Source organism: uncultured Thiothrix sp., from assembly GCF_937876535.1.
Taxonomy (GTDB): Bacteria; Pseudomonadota; Gammaproteobacteria; order Thiotrichales; family Thiotrichaceae; genus Thiolinea.
Genome location: NZ_CALFHZ010000021.1, coordinates 493402 through 514121 on the forward strand (window position 1 = coordinate 493402; position 20720 = coordinate 514121).

Consider the following 20720-nt stretch of genomic DNA (forward strand, 5'->3'; position numbering starts at 1 on the left):
GAGTTCTTTAATGAATACGCTTAATAGAAATCTAGTTGCGTTGGCTATCGCGACAGCTTTAGCCTCGGGCGCAGTGCTGGCAGCTGATTTGCCTTTACCACCTCCTGGGCCTTTTGTAAATCCTAATGAAATGGCTGCACCAAGTGTTAAAGTCGAAGCAACTAATACAAATACTGCCGCTGTAGCTACTAATGAAATTACGGTGAGTGCAGCTAATGTTGCAGTTACTGTACAAGCAGCCGATATGCCAGCACCACCACCTGGGCCATATGCAACTCCAGTGCCTGTAGAAGGTAGTATTACTGTGGAGCAAGGTGTACCAGTTGCTCCTCAGGCCGCAGCACAACTGGAGATACCTGCTCTTCCTGAGCAGCCAGCAGCGTCAGAGCAAACTACCCAAGCGCCAGCACAACCAGCAACTACTGAACAGCCAGCAGCACCCGAACAAGCTGCGCAAGCTCCAGCCCAACCAGTAGCACCAGAGCAAACTGCTCAAGCTCCAGTGCAACCGCTGACACCAGAGCAGCCAGCAGCACCCGAACAAGCCGCGCAAGCTCCAGCACAACCAGCAGCTCCTCAGGCCGCAGCACAGTTAGCAATGCCAACTTTGCCTGAGCAACCAGCCGCGCCGGAACAAACTGCACAAGCTCCAGCAGCACCAGAACAAGCGCCAGCTGGTCAGTTAGCAATGCCAACTTTGCCTGATCAAGCTACGGCACCTGCTGCTCCAGAGCAAGCTGTACAACCAGCAGCCTCTGAGCAAGCTGTTCAGGCTCCAGCACAGCCGGCAGCACCAGAGCAAGCCGCGCAAGCTCCAGCACAACCAGCCGCCACTTCTGAACAGCCAGTAGCTCCTGAACAAACTGCGCAAGCTCCAGCCCAACCTACTCAAAATTCAACTGAACTCCAAATGCCTGATATGCCTGGTCAAACGGGTGTGTCAGAGCAAACTGCTCAAGCGCCTCAGCCACCTGTAGAGCCACAAGCGCCGCAAGCACCAGCAGCACCAGAACAGCAATTAGCACAAGTGCCTAATCAAGCTAGTGTGAATGTTCAGCCGCTGATGCAAGGTCGTCCAATGGCTCCAATGATGCCGATGACTGCTATGCCAATGGCGATGCCTTATCAACAACAGGTGCAATATTGGTACATTATTCCTGTCGTGCCACAGGCTAACCAAATGCCAATGATGATGATGCCGCAAGGTATGGCGCCGATGTATCCCATGCCAGCGGGTCAACCACGCATGTATATGCAAGGTGGCCGTATGCAACACCAACAACCAGCAGCACCACAAGTACCTGCTCAACCACAACAACCAGCTCCGGCTCAATAAGCGGAGTGATCCAGCTATGAATCAAGGTTCATAGCTTGGAGTAAGCGAAAAGTGGGCATGATTACATTAATTGGCAACCTCAAAGGTGGGACAGGTAAAAGTACAGTCACTTTTAACCTCGCTCTTTGGGCAGCAACTCGCCAAAATGTGCATGTTCTAGTGTATGACTTAGATCCGCAATCGACCACTTCTGATGCCTTCGAAATCCGGGCTGAGGAAGGTTATCTACCTAAGCTTAAACCAGAGCGGAAGGTGGAGGCGTTAGGGTCTGAAGGACAGCATACGCATGTGTTAGTAGATATTGGATTAGCCGATAGGCGTGCTACTGAATTAGCCATTCAGCGAGCTGATCAGATATTGATTCCAGTATCACCTAGCCAAGCTGATGTCTGGTCGACGCAACGATTTCTAAAGATGATTGCAGAAATTCGTCAACAGCGACCTGTTAAATTATTCGCTTTACTCAACCGAGCAGATACACATTCCACCGTGCGTGAAACCGCAGAAGCGGCAGAAGCCTTGGGAATGTTAGAGGGTCTGCACTTACTAGATTCGCGTCTTTATTTAAGAACAAGCTACCGTCGATCCTTTAGTGAAGGCTTAGCGGTATTTGAAATGGAACCGCGCTCTAAGGCAGCAGCTGAAATTGATGCCTTGGGGCGGGAGCTTTACCACCTTATTAATTAACCGTATTCGGGGTTTGGAGACAGGAGATATCCATGAAAGCTTTCCGTTGGCTATTAGTGCATCCTATAGTGTTTGCTTGGCTACTAGCAGCTATTGCTATCCTTTTAAACTATATTGTGGGCAGCAGTGCACCACCTAAGAAAGAACATCAAGCCAAAGCAGGCCAGCATGAAATGCAGGCTCAACAAGGTGCTGCTGGGCATGAGCAAGGTTCAACGCAGGCTCAAGCAGCTGCAGCTATGCCAGCAGGTCATGGCGCTGAGGCTAATGCCGCTAATGCAGAACAAACCGCTGCTAGCGGTGAGCAAGCCCAAGCTGCTTCTGCTTCAGTCGCTGAGCAAGCTGCTGTTGGTACTACTGCAACCGCAGCAGCTACTGAAGCACAAGCTGTGAATGATAGTTCTAGCGTTGAAAATTTATTATTAGCAGCTCGTGAAGCTTATTGGAGTGGTGAATATGACCGTTCAGTAGGTTTCTATCAGTCTTTACTGAAAAAAGATAACAAACCTGATTATAAAGGTGAGTTAGCGAACGTTTATTGGAAGCAAGGTAAAAGTACTGAAGCGGTTGGTTTATACGCTGAAATTGCGCCTTGGTTAGCTGAGCAAGGGCGGATCACTGAATTACAAAGCATTAAAGTTTATGCTGATGTGGTTGATCCAACTAAAGCCGCTGAAATCGGTGCTGTGATAAAATAACGAAATCTATCCATGGCATGTCTTAGGGCATGCCATTTCCTCTTATCCACCAAAGATAAAAAGGCGGGTTGCCGTTTATAGAGCAGCCTAAGGTTTTATTGTTTGGGGTTTCCTATTGAAGCTCCTTTACAAACCCACAGGAGCACACGCATGTCGACTCAATCTAAGGTTTCTTTAGATGAGGTTAATTTAGAGTTGAAAAGTGTCGAGCACGAATTAACTGGTGTCGAACAGGATTTACGTCAGTTTGAAACTAATCAATCCAATGCCACTACACTACTCAAGTTTTTAGTTTACCCTTCTCTCGTTGCTTTTATTATTCTGGCAGGTTATGGATTTTATCTGATTCAACGCTTGACCAGTGATGTGAATCGTTTAGCGGAAACCATTGTGCAGTTAAGCGCTTCGGTCGATACCAGCATGCTAAGTATTTCCAGTAGTATGACGACCATGTCAGGGCAGATGGCGAGTATTGTTAATTCTACCAATGCCATGTCCAATACCATGCATGCAATGAATAACAGTACTCAACGTATGTCTAATGATGTCACCCAGATGAATGCTTCGACTCAGCATATGGCGGTCTCGGCTTATAATATGCAGCATGATATGTGGAGTATGAACCGCAGTATTGCTAAGCCGATGCGTTTATTTAATAGTTTTATGCCCTTTGGCGGTGGTAATGCTAATCCACCCATATCGCTACCAGCGGCACCGCTAGTACCTTATTACAGCAGTCCGTATTATAATGCTGGCTGGCTTTATTCGGGACAACAAGGGATGGCACCAACCGCGCCGCAAACACCGACTACAGTTGCTCCGATAACTCAACCATTACTACAGCCTGCTAAGCCTCAACCAGAGAGCCACTCTCAAATTAACTTATCAGTGGCTGCGACCTTGGCGGGTTTGCATAATTAAATAAAGGATCGTCGCATGACCCCTGATAAACGTATGGAGCAACGCCTTAATCTGCTGCAAGAGCATTTAAAGCGTGAAAATCCCACTATGGTGGATGTCGTTGGCAAATATCGTGAGCTTGATGTAGTTGCCAAGAAAATCGGCTTACTAGCACCGGGTGAGTCCTATGCAACGCAAATTTCATGGTGGCCGCTGATTTCGATTTTGGGCACTTTCTCAGCGGGCAAGTCGAGTTTTATCAATACTTATCTAGGCTTAGAGCTGCAACGCACAGGCAACCAGGCAGTTGATGATCGTTTTACTGTGATTACCTTTAGCCCTGATGGCACACAGCGTACTTTACCCGGTTTAGCTTTGGATGGAGACCCTCGTTTCCCGTTCTATCAAATCGGTGAGGAAATTGAAGCCGTTAGTGCGGGTGAAGGCTCACGTATTGACAACTATCTGCAAATGAAGGCAGCTCCCAGTGAAAAGCTGCGCGGGCGGATTTTGATTGACTCCCCTGGGTTTGATGCGGATGCACAGCGTAAGGCGATCTTGCGCCTGACCGATCATATTATTGAGCTATCTGATTTAGTCATGGTGTTCTTTGATGCGCGTCATCCTGAACCGGGAGCGATGCAAGATACTTTAGAGCATTTAGTACGTGGTACACAGCGCCGCAATGATAACTCTAAATTCTTGTTTATCTTGAACCAAGTAGATACCTCAGCCCGTGAAGATAATTTAGAAGATATCGTCGCTTCATGGCAAAAAGCACTGGTACAAAGTGGTTTATCAGCCGGTAGTTTTCATATTTTGTTTAATGATCGTTTAGCAGTACCTGTACCGAATGAGGCGGTATGGGCGCGTTATGTGGCTAAACGGGATGCAGATTACCAGCGCATTATGGAGCGCATTGATGGCGTGAATGTAGAACGGGTGTATCGCATTATCGGTAATCTAGAATCCACTAGTAATCAAATTGAACAACAAGCAGTACCACGCCTACGCACCTTATTACAGCGTTGGCGGCGTGATACCTTAATTTGGGATGGAATTGCTTTTGCTGCTTTAGCCGTGGGTGGGATTGCGTTAACGGTTTGGCTAGGCTGGTGGCAAGGTTTGACCTTCAATCCACCTTGGCTGGCTGAGGCGCAGTCAAGCCCTGTGATGTCAGCTATTTTCATTGCCATTCCACTTTTGATTCTGTTGATTGTGCACTTCTTAATTCGTAGCAAAGTGCGTAGTTATGTGGGTAAGTCATTAGGCACTGAAGAGACCTATGGCAACCTACAAGCTGCTTTCAAGAAAAGTACAGGCTTCTTCCGCTCGATTCTCCAAACTAAACCTGCAGGTTGGGGTAATCTGAATCGCCGGCGTTTGGATAATATTCGTCACTCAGTGGATCGCTTGGTTCAACGTCTCAATGATCGGTTCACTAATCCATCAGGACGCGATCCTGCACCGCCTGCGAAAGGTCGCTAATTTGCTTAGGCGAATGCTGCGTCAATCTACTTTAATGCCAGCTTGGATGCTGGCATTAGCCTGTTTGGTTCTGCTAACAGCTTGCAGCTCCAAAGAAAGTACGGCGGTGCGTTTACAAGGCGAGAGCATGGGCACTACTTGGCATATTACCTTTCTACCAAACCCGCGCTTGACCAAAGATGCCAAAGTTTTGCGCGCAGGTGTGGATGCTATTTTAGTGCGGATTGATGAGCAAATGTCGAATTGGCGCAAGGACTCAGAGATTTCCCGCTTTAACCAAGCTCAAGTAACGGAGTGGTTTCCGGTTTCTTTGGATTTAGTCAAAGTAGTAGCAGCAGCTCAGCAAGTCAGTCAGCTCAGCAAAGGGGTGTATGACATTACCGTTGGACCTTTGGTAAATATCTGGGGTTTTGGTAGTACAAAAAAAGCAGAAACTAAGCCAACCGATGCAGAGATTCAAACGGCTTTAGCTAAAGTCGGCTACCAGAAGTTATTTACTCAAGAACAACCCCCAGCCTTGCGTAAAGCTTTGCCTGAGATGTATGTGGATTTGGCTTCGATTGCTCCCGGTTATGCAGTCGATTTAATCGGCCAGTACTTTGAGCAGCAAGGCATTAAAGATTATATGATCGAATTGGGTGGGGAAGTACGTACCCTAGGTAAAAGCCCGCGGGGTGATGATTGGCGGATTGGGATTGAGAAGCCGGTAGATTTAGGTAATGCTGTACAACAAGGCATGCGCTTAGTAAATGCTGGTTTATCCACCTCAGGTGATTATCGGGATTTTTTTATTGAAAATGGTAAGCGTTACTCGCACACCATTGATACCACTACGGGTTATACCGCAAGCCATAGTTTAGCTTCCGTTTCTGTGGTAGCGGAGAATACGACTCTAGCGGATGCTTATTCAACCATGCTGATGGCGATGGGCGAGATTAAGGGCAGGGCATTTGCTGATCAGCATCAACTTAAGGCTTTTTTTATTTGGCGCACTGATAAGGGATTTGAAACTTATGCGACGGCTGGTTTTCAGCCTTTGTTATTACAGCCCTAGCTCATGTCTCGCGTTATTTTATTTAACAAACCATTCGATGTGCTTTGCCAGTTTACCGATGAACATGGCCGGCAAACTTTAGCGGATTACATTAAGCTACCAAATTTTTATGCGGCAGGACGTTTAGATCGAGATAGTGAAGGTTTGTTAGTTTTAACCAATGATGGTCGCTTGCAACAACGAATTGCAGATCCGAAATATAAAGCGTTTAAAACTTATTGGGTACAAGTTGAAGGCTTACCAACTGCAGAAGCTTTAGCCGTTTTGCGCAAAGGGGTAAAGCTAAACGACGGTTGGACTTTGCCTGCTGAAGTGCGCTTAATAGACGAACCTAAAGATTTATGGCCGCGCCAGCCACCAATTCGCGTAAGAAAAAATATTCCAGATAGTTGGTTAGAGTTAAAAATTCGTGAGGGACGCAATCGACAGGTGCGGCGCATGACCGCTGCGGTAGGCTTTCCAACCTTGCGTTTAATTCGGTATCAGGTAGATGCATGGACGCTGGATGGGCTGCCTTGTGGGAGTTGGCGTTTTGCCTGATCCAGCGTCTTAGCGAGGTTGCAATTAACCAAGGGAGAAATTAAAAAGCGCTCGCAACGGTATATGATTGGAGGAGAGGAGGAGTCATGTACCTATTAAGCTGCGAGCGCCGACAAATTGTTTGCACTTATCATCAATCTGAACTTCAGTTGCTTCGTGCTATGAAACTCATATTAGTGATTGTTGCTGCAATGCACAAGTGACGAAAATTATCCTAATTGTTTAGTTATTCTAACCATTTAAGACTGAACTTTCTAAGTGTTCAAGCCGACGTTCTAGGCTTTCAATACGCTTTAATAAGCTTGCATACATTGATTCGTTCAACTCAGCCACATCATCTACTTTAGTAGTAGATACCTCTGCTTGTAGACTTTCTAAAGTTTCAGAACCTAAGGTGTGATAGTAACGCTCTTCACGTTGTCCCGCTTGGGGCGGTAGTTTCATTACTAATGGCTGCTCAGCCGTTAGCCAGTCTTCAAGTATAGTCCGAATTTGCTCAGGCTGCTTAAATTCAGCCATGCGGTCGGTACGAATCTTTAGTTCATTCAGTGTTTGTGGGCGACGCAGCATGAGTACCGCTAAAACAGCTTGCTGCTGAGGTGTTAAATTTAATTTACGCTGTACTTTATGTTCTACTCGCTGTGCACGCCCACTATTTTGCAGCACAATCCAGCCATCCTCAATTAAACTACGGGCAATATGCCCGACATCGCCTTCTTTCAGGTTCATGAGGGGTTCGCGGCTAGTTTTTTGATTGCAAGCTAACATTAAGGAGTTAATGGTTAGTGGATAATTATTCGGAGTAGTTAGTTGTTTTTCCATTAAACTACCTAGAATGCGAATTTCTTCAGCGCTAAAAGGTGGTTTCTGTGTGTCATCCAGTGTTTGCATAATGAGGGCTTTAAGTCTTGTTATTCATACATGCAGTTTAATATAAGCACATTTTTTGTGCACTAGGAGCCCGCTTAGCATGCAAGATTCTGTTTACGATGTAATTGAGCATTTAGCGAATCAGCTTAAACAAGCAAACTGGTCTCTCGTTATTGCTGAGTCTTGTACGGGTGGTGGGGTGGCTAAGGTCTGTACAGACATGGCAGGGAGTTCAGTCTGGTTTGACAGTGCTTTTGTTGTGTACAGTAATGCAGCTAAACAGCGTTTATTAAAGGTTGCTGCACAAACTATTGAAGCTTACGGCGCAGTGAGTGAAGCCGTAGTGCTAGAGATGGCAAAAGGTGCACTCGAGCAATCCATGGCTCAGGTTGCTGTGGCTGTGAGTGGCATAGCTGGGCCAGAGGGGGGGAGTGTGTATAAACCCGTGGGTACTGTTTGTATTGCTGTGGTTGTCAAGAATAGCCTTGAGTGGGCAGACACTTTTTATTTCCAAGGCAATCGTGAGCAAGTCCGTAATCAGGCTGTATTGGCAGCACTGAAGGCTGTTAATAGTTTACTGACAAGCCAGAGGTCGGAAAAATAACCAACCCCTGACCATCAAGTAATCAATTAATTATGAATGTACTTGTTAAATACATCGGTATAGTCACGTTTAGTATGCGTGACTAGTAGAGCTGTATTAAGTTGACTGAGTAGTTCTTTGAATTGCCCCACTACCTCACCATTAGTAGCAGTATTTAGTTTATAAATGGATGAGGTTGCATTGAGCGCTTGTCGCACATTGTCACGACACACGCCATCTGCGACTTGGCGTTTATGAATGCTTATCAGACTTTTGTAGATGTCTTTGAGTTGTTCCAAATGCGTCTTGCGCACATCAATACTAAAGGTGACACCCGCGATAATGAATTTTAGTTCTACATCCATATCAATGGTGCCCGCCGTTTCAATACGTACTTGCTCGATGAAAGCACTGGCAAAATCATAACGTTTGATCATGCGTTTAGAGGACACTGCTGAATCACCATCGACATGGATGAGGGCAAAATTGGTAAAGCAGTATTCATCTTTTTTAGATTTGATCAGAAAGAAGATTTTTTCGCCGTCTTCATGGAACAAGTAGTCATCAGCGTCAACCTTGTCATAGTCATTAGGGGAGACAATGACACCAATATCGCTTAAGCCTAGGGCTTCAGAAGCTAATTTTTTAAACATTCCTACCTCCTTATTTTTGTTAAAAACTATATTTATTAGAATGTTATTTGAGTGTAGCACAGGCTGCAGTGCTCAATAATTTTTGCGCTTAAACGGTAAGTTTTAGAGCCTTGGAGCTGAGGGTAATAATAAACTTAGTTCTAGTGTTGTTTTCTGATTGCGCAGGCTGAAATTTTCAGGTTTTATGGTTCCCTTCCCAACATACAGCGTTTAAAATTTAATAAAAAAATCAATTTATTCAGATAGATAGTCCATGCCGCTAGTCTAAGATAGAAGGTTTGTTTTTTGTTCGTTTTTTTCGTCTGTTTTAGTTCTATACCGACCTTAACTATGCGATAATTAGCGCGTTCAAACAGATTAATTTTACTCAGTTATAAGGAGTGACCGGCATGGATGAGAACAAGAAAAAAGCATTGGCGGCGGCATTAGGACAGATCGAACGTCAGTTCGGCAAAGGCGCAGTGATGCGTATGGGCGACGCTGCTGCGGTACGGAATATTGAAGCGATTTCGACAGGCTCGTTGACTTTGGATATTGCGCTAGGTATTGGTGGTTTACCGAAGGGGCGTGTCATTGAGATTTATGGCCCAGAATCCTCTGGTAAAACCACGTTGACTCTACAAGTGATTGCAGAATGCCAAAAAGCTGGTGGTACAGCGGCTTTCGTGGATGCAGAACATGCTTTAGATCCAAGTTATGCGGCTAAGCTTGGCGTGAATGTGGATGATTTATTAGTTTCCCAACCTGATACAGGTGAACAAGCTTTAGAAATTGCTGACATGCTAGTGCGTTCAGGTGCGGTAGATATTGTTGTCGTTGACTCCGTGGCTGCTTTAACGCCTAAAGCTGAAATTGAAGGCGATATGGGTGACTCGCATGTGGGCTTACAAGCACGTTTGATGTCGCAAGCCTTGCGTAAATTGACCGGTAATATTAAGCGCTCTAATACCTTGGTGATTTTCATTAACCAAATTCGCATGAAGATCGGGGTGATGTTTGGTAGCCCAGAAACTACTACCGGTGGGAATGCGCTGAAGTTTTATGCATCAGTGCGTTTAGATATTCGCCGTATTGGTTCTATCAAGAAAGGCGAAGAGGTTATCGGGAATGAAACCCGCGTGAAAGTTGTAAAGAATAAAATGGCTCCGCCGTTTAAACAGGCTGAGTTTGAAATTCTTTATGGTGAAGGTATCTCTCGTGAAGGCGAGTTAATTGAGTTAGGTGTGAATCAAGGCTTGATTGGTAAAGCAGGTGCTTGGTACAGCTACAATGGTGAAAAAATCGGTCAAGGCAAAGACAATGCCAAAACTTATTTAAAAGAACATCCAGAAGTCTCTAAAACGATTGAGCAAGCAATTCGTGCAGCTGCTTTAACTGCACCCATTATTACCTCTGCAGCTGAGGAAGACGATGATTTGCCCGCGGATGAATTAATGTAATGCCCCCTCATCTACCTCTACAGGTGCTATAGTGTCGGCTTCTGCCACAGAAGCTGAGCTGTTTGCCAAAGCCTTGCGAGTGCTTGCTTTACGTGAGCATTCGCGCCTTGAATTAGCAAAAAAATTAGCAAGTTTGACAGAAGATAGTAGCCTGATTGAGCAAGTCTTAGATAAGCTAGCGCAATCTGATTATTTGAACGATCAACGCTATGCAGAAATGCTAGTGCGTTCTGCCGTTTCAAAAGGTTATGGCCCACTAAAACTCTCCCATTTACTGCGTGAAAAAGGGGTGGAGTCTGAATTAGCTAAAACCGTATTAGATGAAGCTGAAATTGATTGGCAAACTTTAGCGGCCTATCAACGGCAGAAAAAATTTGGCGATACTCTCCCCATTGATTGGCCTGAACGTGCCCGTCAAAGTCGCTTTTTAGCTGGGAGGGGCTTTTATTTAGAAACAATTAATGCGGTTTTCCATGAAAAGTGCTGAGTTAAGACAAAAGTTTTTAGGTTATTTTGCTAGCCAAGGCCATGAAATCGTGCCTTCCAGTTCGCTAGTGCCCGGCAATGATCCCACGCTTTTATTCACCAACTCAGGGATGGTGCAATTTAAAGACGTATTCCTTGGGATGGATAAACGCTCTTATGTGCGTGCTACCACAGCACAACGCTGTGTACGTGCGGGCGGCAAGCATAATGACCTGGAAAATGTGGGTTATACCGCGCGGCATCACACCTTTTTTGAAATGCTTGGCAATTTCAGTTTTGGCGATTATTTCAAAGAAGATGCAATTCGCTTCTGCTGGGAGTTTCTAACCAACGTGTTGAAGCTCCCCAAAGAACGCTTATGGGTCACCGTTTACGCTGAGGATGATGAAGCCTTTAAGATTTGGTCAGAAGGCATTGGTTTTCCAGCTGACCGGATTAGCCGGATTGGTGATAATAAAGGTGCGCGTTACGCTTCAGATAACTTCTGGCAAATGGGTGACACAGGGCCTTGTGGGCCTTGTACTGAAGTGTTCTATGATCATGGCACACATATTTGGGGTGGCCCTCCAGGTACACCTGAAGAGGACGGTGACCGCTTTATCGAGATATGGAATCTCGTTTTCATGCAGTTTGAGCGTACCAAAGACGGTGAAATGCGTCGTTTGCCTAAACCATCCGTTGATACGGGGATGGGTTTGGAGCGCTTAGCGGCCATTTTGCAAGGTGTGCATAGCAATTATGAAATTGATTTATTCCAAGCACTGATCAAATCAGCACTTGAGTTAGCGGCTGCTGGTACTGATCCCAATAGTGCCTCTTTAAAAGTGATTGCTGACCATATTCGATCCTGTTCCTTCTTAATCGTCGATGGAGTATTGCCTTCGAATGAAGGGCGCGGTTATGTCTTGCGGCGGATTATTCGTCGGGCGATTCGGCATGGTTACAAGCTTGGTATGCAAGCACCGTTCTTCTATAAGTTAGTACAGCCTCTAGTCAATGAAATGGGTGCTGCTTATCCTGAGTTAGTGAAGGTACAAACTCAAGTTGAGCAAGCTTTAGAGAAAGAAGAACGTCGCTTTGCAGAAACGCTAGAGCAAGGGATGAAAATCCTTGAAAATGCGATTGCTGAGTTATCAGGCGATACCATCGACGGTGAGACGGTCTTTAAGCTCTATGATACCTACGGTTTCCCGCTCGATTTGACCGCTGATATTGCGCGCGAACGTAATCTAAAATTAGATGAAGCAGGCTTTGAAGCAGCCATGAATGCCCAGCGTGAGCGTGCGCGTGCAGCGGGTAAATTTGGGGCTGACTATAATGACAAGTTGGCAATCGATAGCGAAACCGATTTTCACGGTTATGATACTTTAAGTGAAACCAGCTCAATTATTGGTTTATTTAGCGCAGGCCAAGCGGTGGAAAGTTTAACCGTTGGCCAAGAAGGGCAAATTGTTTTGGTCAATACGCCTTTCTATGCAGAGTCTGGTGGTCAAGTGGGCGATACAGGCTATTTAAAAACTAGTACGGGTGTTTTTCGGGTTACCGATACGCAAAAACAAGGCAAAACCTTTATCCATTTCGGGCAAGTAGAAACTGGCAGTATTCAAATGGGTGCTACCGTGACTGCTGAAGTCGATAGTACTCGTCGTAAAGCGGTGATTCTCAATCACTCAGCGACGCATTTGATGCATGCCGCCTTACGTCAAGTTTTAGGAACGCATGTTGAGCAAAAAGGCTCGTTGGTCAATGAAGAGCGCTTGCGTTTTGACTTTTCGCATCCAGAAGCGGTCACTGCTGAGCAAATCGTTGAGGTAGAGACGCTAGTAAATGCGCAAATTCGCGCGAATGCGGCGGCTTCTGCACGCTTGATGGATATGGAGTCAGCTAAAGCAGCCGGGGCGATGGCCTTATTCGGTGAAAAGTACGGCGACATTGTGCGCGTCATGCAGATTGGCTTCTCCACTGAATTATGCGGTGGTTGCCATGTGGCGCGTACTGGCGATATTGGCTTATTTAAAATCCTTAGTGAAGGCGGGGTTGCTGCAGGGATTCGCCGGATTGAAGCAGTCACAGGCGCAAATGCACTGGCTTGGTTAAATGAGGTCAATGCTCGTCTTGGCAATGTAGCGCGCTTATTAAAATCGAGCAGCAATGAAGTGTTAGACAAAACTGAAGCTTTGGTGCAACGAAATCGGGCTTTAGAAAAAGAGTTAGAGCAACTGAAAGGCAAGATTGCTTCACAAGCGGGTTCTAATTTAGCGGATCAAGCGATTGATGTAGCAGGTATTAAGGTCTTGGCTGCGAATTTAGAAGGTGCTGATCCTAAGTCCTTGCGTGATACGGTTGACCAACTGAAAAATAAATTGGGTAAGGCCGTAGTAATTTTAGCAACAGTTGCAGATGACAAAGTAAGTCTCGTAGCCGGTGTGACTAAAGACGAAACCGCTAAAGTCAAAGCAGGAGATTTGTTAGGCTTTGTCGCAGGTCAATTAGGTGGTAAAGGTGGAGGCCGTCCGGATATGGCACAAGGGGGTGGAAGTGATGTTGCTGCCTTACCGAAAGCTTTAGATTCGGTTCAAGCTTGGGTTGCTGAACGCGTTTAGTATTTCTTTGAAAAAAAGATTATAGTCTTAGCCCCCTCATTTGAGGGGGTAGTTATTTTTATAGATTGAAGGTAAGTCATGGCACTGATCGTACAAAAATACGGCGGTACCTCGGTTGGTTCGCCGGAGCGCATAGCGGCGGTGGCTGATCGGGTCATCCGTTGGCGGCAGAAGGGTAATGATGTCGTGGTGGTGGTTTCTGCAATGTCAGGAGAAACCAATAAGCTGGTTGCACTGATTAATGCAGTGAATCCAACGGGTTCTGAGCGCGAGAAAGACGCTATTCTGGCAACAGGTGAGCAAGTCACGATTGGCTTGTTGGCGCTTGCTTTAGAGAAAAAAGGCCAGCCAGCGCGCTCTTATACCGGCGGTCAAGTGCGTATTCTGACCGATGATGCGCATACTAAAGCCCGTATTATGGATATTGATGGTTCGGCCATTCGCAAAGATTTGAGTGAAGGTAAGGTAGTGGTTGTAGCTGGTTTCCAAGGTGTAACCGCCGATGGCAGCATTACGACTTTAGGGCGGGGTGGTTCTGATACCACTGGTGTGGCCTTAGCCGTCGCCTTAAAAGCGGATGAGTGCCAAATTTATACCGATGTAGATGGGGTTTATACGACTGACCCACGGATTGAGCCTAAAGCCAAGCATATTCCAGTTTTAAGTTTGGAAGAAATGCTGGAAATGGCAAGCCAAGGCTCTAAAGTCTTGCAAATTCGTTCGGTAGAATTCGCTTATAAATATGATATGCCTATTCGTGTGCTGTCGAGCTTTGATGAAACTGATGAGGGCAAAAGCACACTGGTTACTCGTGAGGATGAAGTAATGGAAGAAGTATCGGTTCGTGGGATTGCCTTTAACCGTGATGAAGCCCAATTAACCGTCAAAGGTGTTCCAGACCGGCCGGGTGTGGCTTATCAAATTTTAGGTCCTATTTCTGAAGCCAATGTCGAAGTCGACATGATTGTGCAAAATGTAGGTGTTGGTGGTGCTGGTGGTACAACGGACTTCACCTTTACTGTACATAAAAATGACTACACCAAAGCAACACAAATCCTCGCACGCACCTGTGAAGCTTTAGGTGCAAAGGGCTGGGAGGGCGATGAGAATATTGCCAAGGTGGCTATTGTGGGTGCAGGGATGCGTTCGCATGCTGGAGTGGCTAGTAAGATGTTTAAGGTATTAGCAGACGAAGGCATCAATATTCACATGATTTCTACTTCTGAAATCAAAGTAGCGGTGGTTATTGATGAAAAGTATTTAGAGCTAGCGGTGCGTGTGTTGCATAAAGCCTTTGGTTTATCTGCCTAAATACCTATTTTAAGTTTTTCTAGTTTTTTTAAAAGCCATCCAGTTAAGTCCTTAACTGTGGTGGCTTTTTTATGGGCGGTGTAGAAAATTTTTTTAAATCCTAAATAATTTCCTGTTGCTTTTTACCACTTAATGGTAAAAGTACAACAGGGAGTATAAAAGTTAAGGCTCAGTTCAGTCGCTATGTGGGAATGTTGAGCAACTAACTGCTGTTCTGAGTATTAGGGTTTCAGACTCTATAAGAAGTTCGGTGAATTAAATGCAGCGATATGGAGATTTGCGTTATGTTGATATTGACTCGTAGGGTAGGGGAAACCCTGATGATTGGCGACGAAGTCAGCGTCACTGTATTAGGAGTCAAAGGTAACCAAGTACGCCTAGGCATTAACGCACCTAAAGATGTGGCTGTCCATCGTGAAGAAATTTACGAACGAATTCACCATGAAACGACAGAACCAGCTGTAAGCGAAGAAAATTCAAATTAACTCTTTACCAAAGCCTGTAAGCCATGTATTCTTGCGGCCTTCATAAATAAACATGATTTTCTCTGTACGGAGAGGTGGCCGAGAGGCCGAAGGCACTCCCCTGCTAAGGGAGCATGGGCCAAAAGCTCATCGCGGGTTCGACTCCCGCCCTCTCCGCCATTTATGAGATAAGTAGTAAAAAGAAACTTAAAAAAGTTCTTGACCTACTAAAGTGAAATGCGCAAAATACGCGCCTTCAGAAAGCGTCCATAGCTCAGTTGGATAGAGTACCTGGCTACGAACCAGGCGGTCGGAGGTTCGAATCCTTCTGGACGCGCCATATACCAAAGGCTTGCATCATAATTGTGCAGGCCTTTTTTATTTTAGGCCAATAAAACCCGAAGGTTTTATTGGGAGGAAGAGAGTAAATAGGGGCGTTCGGGGTTACGTTGGTATAACACAGCGGTATTACCAATTTGTTGAATTAAAATTGCCTCACTAGCATGCTCAAGAATTTGTTCGAGAATTTCATTTCTTAACTCTCGATCACCCGCATTAATTTTAATTTTTACTAATTGATGGTATTCCAAAGCATTATTCAATTCGACCAAGATGGTATCTTTAAGACCTTGTTGCCCAATTAAGACAATAGGGTGGAGGGTGTGCGCTAACCCTTTTAAGCGCTTTCTTTGTGCATCCGTGAGTTCCATAACCGTTCTTCCCAAAAAGGCGCGAGTTTAAGTAGTAAGTTGATAGTATGGCAAGAAGCAAAAGCAGTCACAAATGGTTACGTGAGCATTTCGATGATGAGTATGTGAAAAAAGCTCAACAAGAAGGCTATCGTTCGCGTGCGGTTTATAAGCTCAAAGAAATCCAAGATAAGGATCATGTGTTGCGCCCAGGGATCAAAGTCGTAGACTTAGGAGCAGCACCAGGGGGGTGGAGCCAAGTTGCAGTGCAATTGGTTGGACGCACGGGTCGAGTGGTAGCGAGTGATATTTTGCCAATTGAGCCAATTCCGAATGTTGAATTTGTGCTAGGTGATTTTCGAGAGGATGCGGTTTTAGCTGAGTTACTTAATTTACTAGGTGATGAAAAAGCAGACCTTGTACTTTCCGATATGGCACCCAATATGAGTGGTATGGATGCAGTGGATCAACCCCGAGCGATTTATCTATGTGAATTAGCTTTGGAGATGGCACAACAAGTCTTAAAGCCGGGTGGAGCCTTTTTAGTGAAACTGTTTCAGGGTGATGGCTCTGATAAGTTTTTACAAGAGGTTCGGCGGCATTTCAAAACGGTAAAAATTCGCAAGCCAGCAGCCTCAAGACCCCGTAGTCGTGAAGTTTATGTGCTTGGACAAGGGTTTTTGGTGTAGTATCACGGAAACCTGTAAGGTAGCGTGAGGGTCAATAGACCGGAAATGGAGATAGTCTCTTGAATGATTTAACCAAAAATTTGCTTATCTGGGCTGTTATTGCTTTCGTCTTGATTGCAGTGTTCAGCAAATTTAGCGTACAGCCTGGTCATCAAGCTTCCGCTATGTCTTATTCTGATTTCTTACAAAATGTACGCAGTAAGAATGTGAAAGAAGTGGATATCAGAGGGCAAAAAATTATTGGTGTGACCACAAATGGCGAGCGTTTCACCACTTATACTCCGCCTGATGATCCACAAATGGTTAGCGATTTATTAGCTAATGATGTGAAAGTAACTGCAGCTGCCCCGGAAGAACGCTCTATTTTCTGGGATATTGTGATTAGCTGGGTACCTTTCCTGCTTATCATTGGCCTGTGGATTTATATCATGCGTCAAATGCAAGGTGGCGGCGGTGGACGTGGGGCAATGTCCTTCGGAAAAAGCCGCGCACGCATGATGACTGAAGATCAAGTAAAAGTAACTTTCAATGATGTAGCTGGTTGTGATGAAGCTAAAGAAGAAGTTGCGGAGTTGGTCGAGTTTTTACGTGACCCTAGCAAATTCCAAAAGCTAGGTGGCAAGATTCCACGTGGTGTGCTGATGGTAGGCTCGCCTGGTACTGGTAAAACTTTATTGGCTAAAGCGATTGCTGGTGAGGCAAAAGTACCGTTCTTTAGTATTTCTGGTTCAGATTTTGTTGAGATGTTCGTTGGTGTGGGTGCTTCCCGCGTCCGCGATATGTTTGAACAAGCAAAAAAACATGCACCTTGTATTATCTTCATCGACGAGATTGATGCAGTGGGGCGTCAACGTGGTGCGGGTTTAGGTGGTGGCCATGATGAACGTGAACAAACTTTAAACCAGTTATTAGTTGAGATGGATGGTTTCGAAGGCAGTGAAGGTATTATTGTTATTGCTGCGACTAACCGTCCGGATGTCTTAGACCCAGCTTTACTACGCCCTGGTCGTTTTGACCGCCAAGTTGTAGTGCCTTTACCTGATGTACGTGGGCGCGAGCAGATCCTGAAAGTGCATATGCGGAAAGTGCCGTTAGGTGATGATGTAAAACCAAGTTTAATTGCACGCGGCACGCCCGGTTTCTCAGGGGCTGACTTAGCTAACTTAGTGAATGAAGCTGCGCTATTTGCTGCACGTTCCAATAAGCGCACAGTAGACATGATTGAGTTTGAGAAAGCTAAAGACAAAATCATGATGGGTTCTGAGCGTAAATCGATGGTAATGAATGAGGAAGAGAAACGGATGACTGCTTATCATGAAGCAGGCCATGCGATTGTCGGCCTTAATGTGCCAGAAGAAGATCCAGTCTATAAAGTAACCATCATTCCACGTGGTCGCGCTTTAGGTGTAACCATGTTCTTGCCAGTAGAAGATCGTTATAGCAATAGCAAGCAGCGTTTAGAAAGTAAGATTTCTAGTTTGTATGGTGGACGCATCGCTGAGGAGTTAATCTTTGGTGCTGAGCGGGTAACAACAGGTGCTTCTAATGACATCGAGCGTGCGACTGATATTGCACGTAATATGGTGACTAAATGGGGCTTGTCTGACCGCATGGGGCCTTTGGCTTACTCTGAGGATGAGGGTGAGGTCTTTTTAGGCCGCACGGTTACTCAGCATAAGCAAATGTCAGATGATACAGCTCATGCCATTGATGAAGAAATTCGTGGTGTCATCGAGCGTAATTATTCACGTGCTAAGCAAATTCTGATCGACCATATGGATAAGCTGCATGCGATGTCGAATGCCTTGATGAAGTATGAAACCATCGACCGCGAGCAGATTGATGCCATTATGCGGGGTGAAGAGCCAAAGCCACCTGCTGATTGGACAGAAACAGATGATAACGGCAAGGGTAATCCACCCTCAGTCCGTTTGCCTCAAGCAGGTTCTGGTGAAGTGGTAGGCGATCCTGCAGGTTCGCACTAAGCACAACTGATTAGTGAGCTAATGAAGGCGTGGATTATTCCACGCCTTTCTTTTTGGAGCGGAGAGCATGTTAGATCTCAGCACAGCAGGTACGCAAGTGATGGGGATTTTAAATATCACCCCCGATTCATTTTCTGATGGTGGACGCTTCTATAGTTTAGATGCAGCTCTCCACCAAACTGAGGCCATGATTCAAGCGGGTGTAGACATCATTGATATTGGTGGTGAATCGACTCGTCCGGGTGCGCAAGATGTGAGCCTTGATGAAGAGTTAGAGCGCGTTCTGCCTATCATTGCTGCCATTCGCGAACGCTTTGCGGTTCCAATTTCTGTTGACACCAGTAAACCAGAAGTGATGCGTGCAGCTCTGCAATATAAGGTGGAAATCATTAATGATATTCGCGCTCTACAAGAAGCAGGTAGTTTAGAGGTGTGTGCACAAGCAGAGGCTTTAATCTGCCTAATGCATATGCAGGGTCAGCCGCGCACTATGCAACAAGCACCTCATTATGAGGATGTAGTGCGAGAAGTCGGTGAGTTTTTCCATGGGCGTATTGAGGCTTGTATACAAGCAGGGATAGCTCGTGAACGCTTGATTTTGGATCCGGGGTTTGGCTTTGGAAAAAATTTAGAGCACAACCTGACGTTATTTCGCAATTTACAATCGTTTGCAGCTTTTAAATTGCCGCTGCTGGTAGGTGTATCGCGTAAAGCCATGATTGGAGCTTTATTAAATGGTCGCCCAGCTTCTGAACGTATGCAGGGCAGTGTGGCTGCAGCAGTGATGGCTGCAGTGAAGGGTGCGAAAATTGTGCGGGTTCACGATGTTGCAGCGACTGTTGAAGCATTAAAAATAGCTCAAGCTGTGCTATAAAGCATCCCTAAGAAATTAAGTAGGATTTTAGTGATGGCTAGAAAGTATTTTGGTACAGATGGAGTGCGTGGCACGATTGGGCAAGCGCCAATGACTCCCGATTTTGTACTTAAGTTAGGTTGGGCAGCTGGCAAAGTATTAGCAGGGGACGGGCATCCACTCGTGTTAATCGGCAAAGACCCGCGTATTTCTGGCTATATGTTGGAGTCTGCTTTACAAGCGGGTTTAGCCGCAGCAGGGGTTAATGTGCGCTTATTAGGCCCGATGCCGACCCCTGCCATTGCCTATTTAACTCGTGCTTTCCGAGCAGCAGCTGGTATTGTCATTAGTGCCTCGCATAATCCTTATCATGATAATGGCGTTAAATTCTTCTCAGCGGATGGTATGAAGTTGCCTGATGATGTGGAAGAGGAAATCGAAGCCTATTTAGATAAGCCGTTAGTCACTGTCGCTTCCAATGACTTAGGGAAGGCGGTACGGATTAATGACGCGGCGGGGCGCTATATTGAATTTTGTAAACGGGCTTTCCCCACTGAGCTTTCCTTGAAAGGTCTACGTGTGGTTGTCGATTGTGCAAATGGTGCAACCTATCATGTCGCCCCTGATGTGTTTCGAGAGTTAGGTGCGGAAGTCATTACGATTGCGAATGAGCCGAATGGCTTTAATATTAATGATCATTGTGGCGCGACCGATACAGCTATTTTGCGGGAAACAGTGCTCAAGTATCGGGCTGATTTAGGTTTAGCTTTAGACGGTGATGGCGATCGCTTAATTATGGTTGATCATCTGGGTGAGATCGTTGATGGCGATGAAGCACTCGCAGTCATGGCTCAAGAGCGCGGCCGTGACTATTTACAAGCTGGTGTAGTTGGTACGCAAATGAGCAATCTTGGCTTGGAAAAAGCAATCAATCGTTTGGGCATACCGTTTTATCGTGCCAAAGTTGGTGACCGTTATGTCATGGAGCTAATGCTAAAATACCAATGTGTACTGGGGGGCGAGTCTTCTGGGCATGTGATTGTGCGTGATCATATTTCCACTGGTGATGGCATTGTGGCGGGCTTACAAGTGCTGCGGGCAATGCTATATAGTGGCAAATCTTTGCATGATTTAAAGAAAATTATGCGTAAATATCCGCAAAAACTAGTGAATGTTCCGATCAAGCAGCGCATCAATTTAGATGAGTCAACACCGATTCAAGATGCGGTTAAACAAGCAGAAACTGAGCTAGGTGAGCGGGGGCGTGTATTATTACGTGCCTCAGGGACTGAGCCACTGATTCGCGTGATGGTCGAAGGTGAAGATGGCGCTGAAACCAAACGTTTAGCCGAAGCGATTGCCGATGTTGTCCGTAACGCCGCCTAAAATTTT

The 20720-nt window shown here is 45.7% G+C and carries 20 protein-coding genes and 2 tRNA genes; 19 read left to right on the forward strand and 3 right to left on the reverse strand.

What is annotated here, in order from left to right:
- Nucleotides 1-10 precede the first annotated feature (10 nt).
- The 7 genes from Q0230_RS16925 (at nucleotide 11) to Q0230_RS16955 (ending at nucleotide 6703) form a co-directional block, all read left to right on the forward strand.
- A complete protein-coding gene (locus tag Q0230_RS16925; RefSeq protein ID WP_298611902.1) occupies nucleotides 11-1336 on the forward strand; it encodes a hypothetical protein in 1326 nt (441 codons plus the stop codon).
- 57 nt (nucleotides 1337-1393) lie between these two features.
- Nucleotides 1394-2023 (forward strand): AAA family ATPase, encoded by a 630-nt coding sequence (locus Q0230_RS16930; RefSeq protein WP_298611905.1) that lies wholly within the window; start codon nucleotides 1394-1396, stop codon nucleotides 2021-2023.
- Between the two features lie 32 nt (nucleotides 2024-2055).
- Nucleotides 2056-2721: a hypothetical protein gene (locus Q0230_RS16935; protein WP_298611908.1), complete on the forward strand. Its 666-nt coding sequence runs from the start codon at nucleotides 2056-2058 to the stop codon at nucleotides 2719-2721.
- A 150-nt stretch (nucleotides 2722-2871) separates the two neighbouring features.
- Nucleotides 2872-3642 carry a hypothetical protein gene (locus tag Q0230_RS16940; RefSeq protein ID WP_298611911.1) on the forward strand — a complete coding sequence of 257 codons (771 nt, stop codon included), beginning with the start codon at nucleotides 2872-2874 and terminating at the stop codon, nucleotides 3640-3642.
- Nucleotides 3643-3657: 15 nt separating this feature from the next.
- Complete coding sequence (locus Q0230_RS16945; protein WP_298611913.1) at nucleotides 3658-5109, forward strand: dynamin family protein; 1452 nt, start codon at nucleotides 3658-3660, stop codon at nucleotides 5107-5109.
- A 13-nt stretch (nucleotides 5110-5122) separates the two neighbouring features.
- Nucleotides 5123-6163 (forward strand): FAD:protein FMN transferase, encoded by a 1041-nt coding sequence (locus tag Q0230_RS16950; protein ID WP_298611916.1) that lies wholly within the window; start codon nucleotides 5123-5125, stop codon nucleotides 6161-6163.
- Nucleotides 6164-6166: 3 nt separating this feature from the next.
- Nucleotides 6167-6703 carry a pseudouridine synthase gene (locus Q0230_RS16955; protein ID WP_298611920.1) on the forward strand — a complete coding sequence of 179 codons (537 nt, stop codon included), beginning with the start codon at nucleotides 6167-6169 and terminating at the stop codon, nucleotides 6701-6703.
- Nucleotides 6704-6934: 231 nt separating this feature from the next.
- Here Q0230_RS16955 and Q0230_RS16960 read toward each other — a convergent pair whose 3' ends face one another.
- Nucleotides 6935-7594 (reverse strand): DUF480 domain-containing protein, encoded by a 660-nt coding sequence (locus Q0230_RS16960; RefSeq protein ID WP_298611923.1) that lies wholly within the window; start codon nucleotides 7592-7594, stop codon nucleotides 6935-6937.
- A 79-nt stretch (nucleotides 7595-7673) separates the two neighbouring features.
- On the opposite strand from Q0230_RS16960, the gene Q0230_RS16965 reads away from it, so the two are divergent.
- Nucleotides 7674-8177: a CinA family protein gene (locus Q0230_RS16965; RefSeq protein ID WP_298611926.1), complete on the forward strand. Its 504-nt coding sequence runs from the start codon at nucleotides 7674-7676 to the stop codon at nucleotides 8175-8177.
- 26 nt (nucleotides 8178-8203) lie between these two features.
- Here the strand turns inward: Q0230_RS16965 and Q0230_RS16970 are convergent, their stop codons facing one another.
- Nucleotides 8204-8809 carry a PH domain-containing protein gene (locus Q0230_RS16970; RefSeq protein WP_298611929.1) on the reverse strand — a complete coding sequence of 202 codons (606 nt, stop codon included), beginning with the start codon at nucleotides 8807-8809 and terminating at the stop codon, nucleotides 8204-8206.
- Nucleotides 8810-9198: 389 nt separating this feature from the next.
- On the opposite strand from Q0230_RS16970, the gene recA reads away from it, so the two are divergent.
- The 7 genes from recA (at nucleotide 9199) to Q0230_RS17005 (ending at nucleotide 15452) form a co-directional block, all read left to right on the forward strand.
- On the forward strand, nucleotides 9199-10248 hold the full coding sequence (recA, locus tag Q0230_RS16975; protein ID WP_298611932.1) for a recombinase RecA: 1050 nt from the start codon (nucleotides 9199-9201) through the stop codon (nucleotides 10246-10248).
- A gap of 31 nt (nucleotides 10249-10279) precedes the next feature.
- Nucleotides 10280-10735 (forward strand): regulatory protein RecX, encoded by a 456-nt coding sequence (locus Q0230_RS16980; protein WP_298611935.1) that lies wholly within the window; start codon nucleotides 10280-10282, stop codon nucleotides 10733-10735.
- Entirely contained in the window at nucleotides 10722-13337 is a 2616-nt protein-coding gene (gene alaS / locus Q0230_RS16985) for an alanine--tRNA ligase (RefSeq protein WP_298611938.1), read from the forward strand. The genes Q0230_RS16980 and alaS overlap by 14 nt, the downstream gene beginning before the upstream one ends.
- A 78-nt stretch (nucleotides 13338-13415) precedes the next feature.
- Nucleotides 13416-14648, forward strand: a complete 1233-nt coding sequence (locus Q0230_RS16990) for an aspartate kinase (RefSeq protein ID WP_298611941.1) — start codon at nucleotides 13416-13418, stop codon at nucleotides 14646-14648.
- Between the two features lie 284 nt (nucleotides 14649-14932).
- Nucleotides 14933-15133 carry a carbon storage regulator CsrA gene (gene csrA, locus Q0230_RS16995; RefSeq protein ID WP_298611945.1) on the forward strand — a complete coding sequence of 67 codons (201 nt, stop codon included), beginning with the start codon at nucleotides 14933-14935 and terminating at the stop codon, nucleotides 15131-15133.
- Nucleotides 15134-15201: 68 nt separating this feature from the next.
- Nucleotides 15202-15292, forward strand: a tRNA-Ser gene (locus Q0230_RS17000).
- A gap of 83 nt (nucleotides 15293-15375) precedes the next feature.
- A tRNA-Arg gene (locus tag Q0230_RS17005) sits at nucleotides 15376-15452 on the forward strand.
- 67 nt (nucleotides 15453-15519) lie between these two features.
- Here Q0230_RS17005 and Q0230_RS17010 read toward each other — a convergent pair.
- The gene (locus Q0230_RS17010) at nucleotides 15520-15822 is read right to left on the reverse strand and encodes a YhbY family RNA-binding protein (protein WP_298611948.1); all 303 of its coding nucleotides are present in this window, start codon (nucleotides 15820-15822) and stop codon (nucleotides 15520-15522) included.
- Between the two features lie 47 nt (nucleotides 15823-15869).
- Between Q0230_RS17010 and rlmE the strand changes: the two genes are divergently transcribed.
- The 4 genes from rlmE to glmM all read left to right on the forward strand — a co-directional run bounded on the left by rlmE (nucleotide 15870) and on the right by glmM (nucleotide 20714).
- Nucleotides 15870-16490 carry a 23S rRNA (uridine(2552)-2'-O)-methyltransferase RlmE gene (rlmE, locus tag Q0230_RS17015; protein WP_298611951.1) on the forward strand — a complete coding sequence of 207 codons (621 nt, stop codon included), beginning with the start codon at nucleotides 15870-15872 and terminating at the stop codon, nucleotides 16488-16490.
- 59 nt (nucleotides 16491-16549) lie between these two features.
- On the forward strand, nucleotides 16550-18475 hold the full coding sequence (gene ftsH / locus Q0230_RS17020; protein WP_298611953.1) for an ATP-dependent zinc metalloprotease FtsH: 1926 nt from the start codon (nucleotides 16550-16552) through the stop codon (nucleotides 18473-18475).
- Nucleotides 18476-18542: 67 nt separating this feature from the next.
- Nucleotides 18543-19349, forward strand: a complete 807-nt coding sequence (folP, locus tag Q0230_RS17025) for a dihydropteroate synthase (RefSeq protein ID WP_298611956.1) — start codon at nucleotides 18543-18545, stop codon at nucleotides 19347-19349.
- Nucleotides 19350-19382: 33 nt separating this feature from the next.
- Nucleotides 19383-20714: a phosphoglucosamine mutase gene (glmM, locus tag Q0230_RS17030; RefSeq protein ID WP_298611959.1), complete on the forward strand. Its 1332-nt coding sequence runs from the start codon at nucleotides 19383-19385 to the stop codon at nucleotides 20712-20714.
- The last annotated feature ends 6 nt before the right edge of the window (nucleotides 20715-20720 follow it).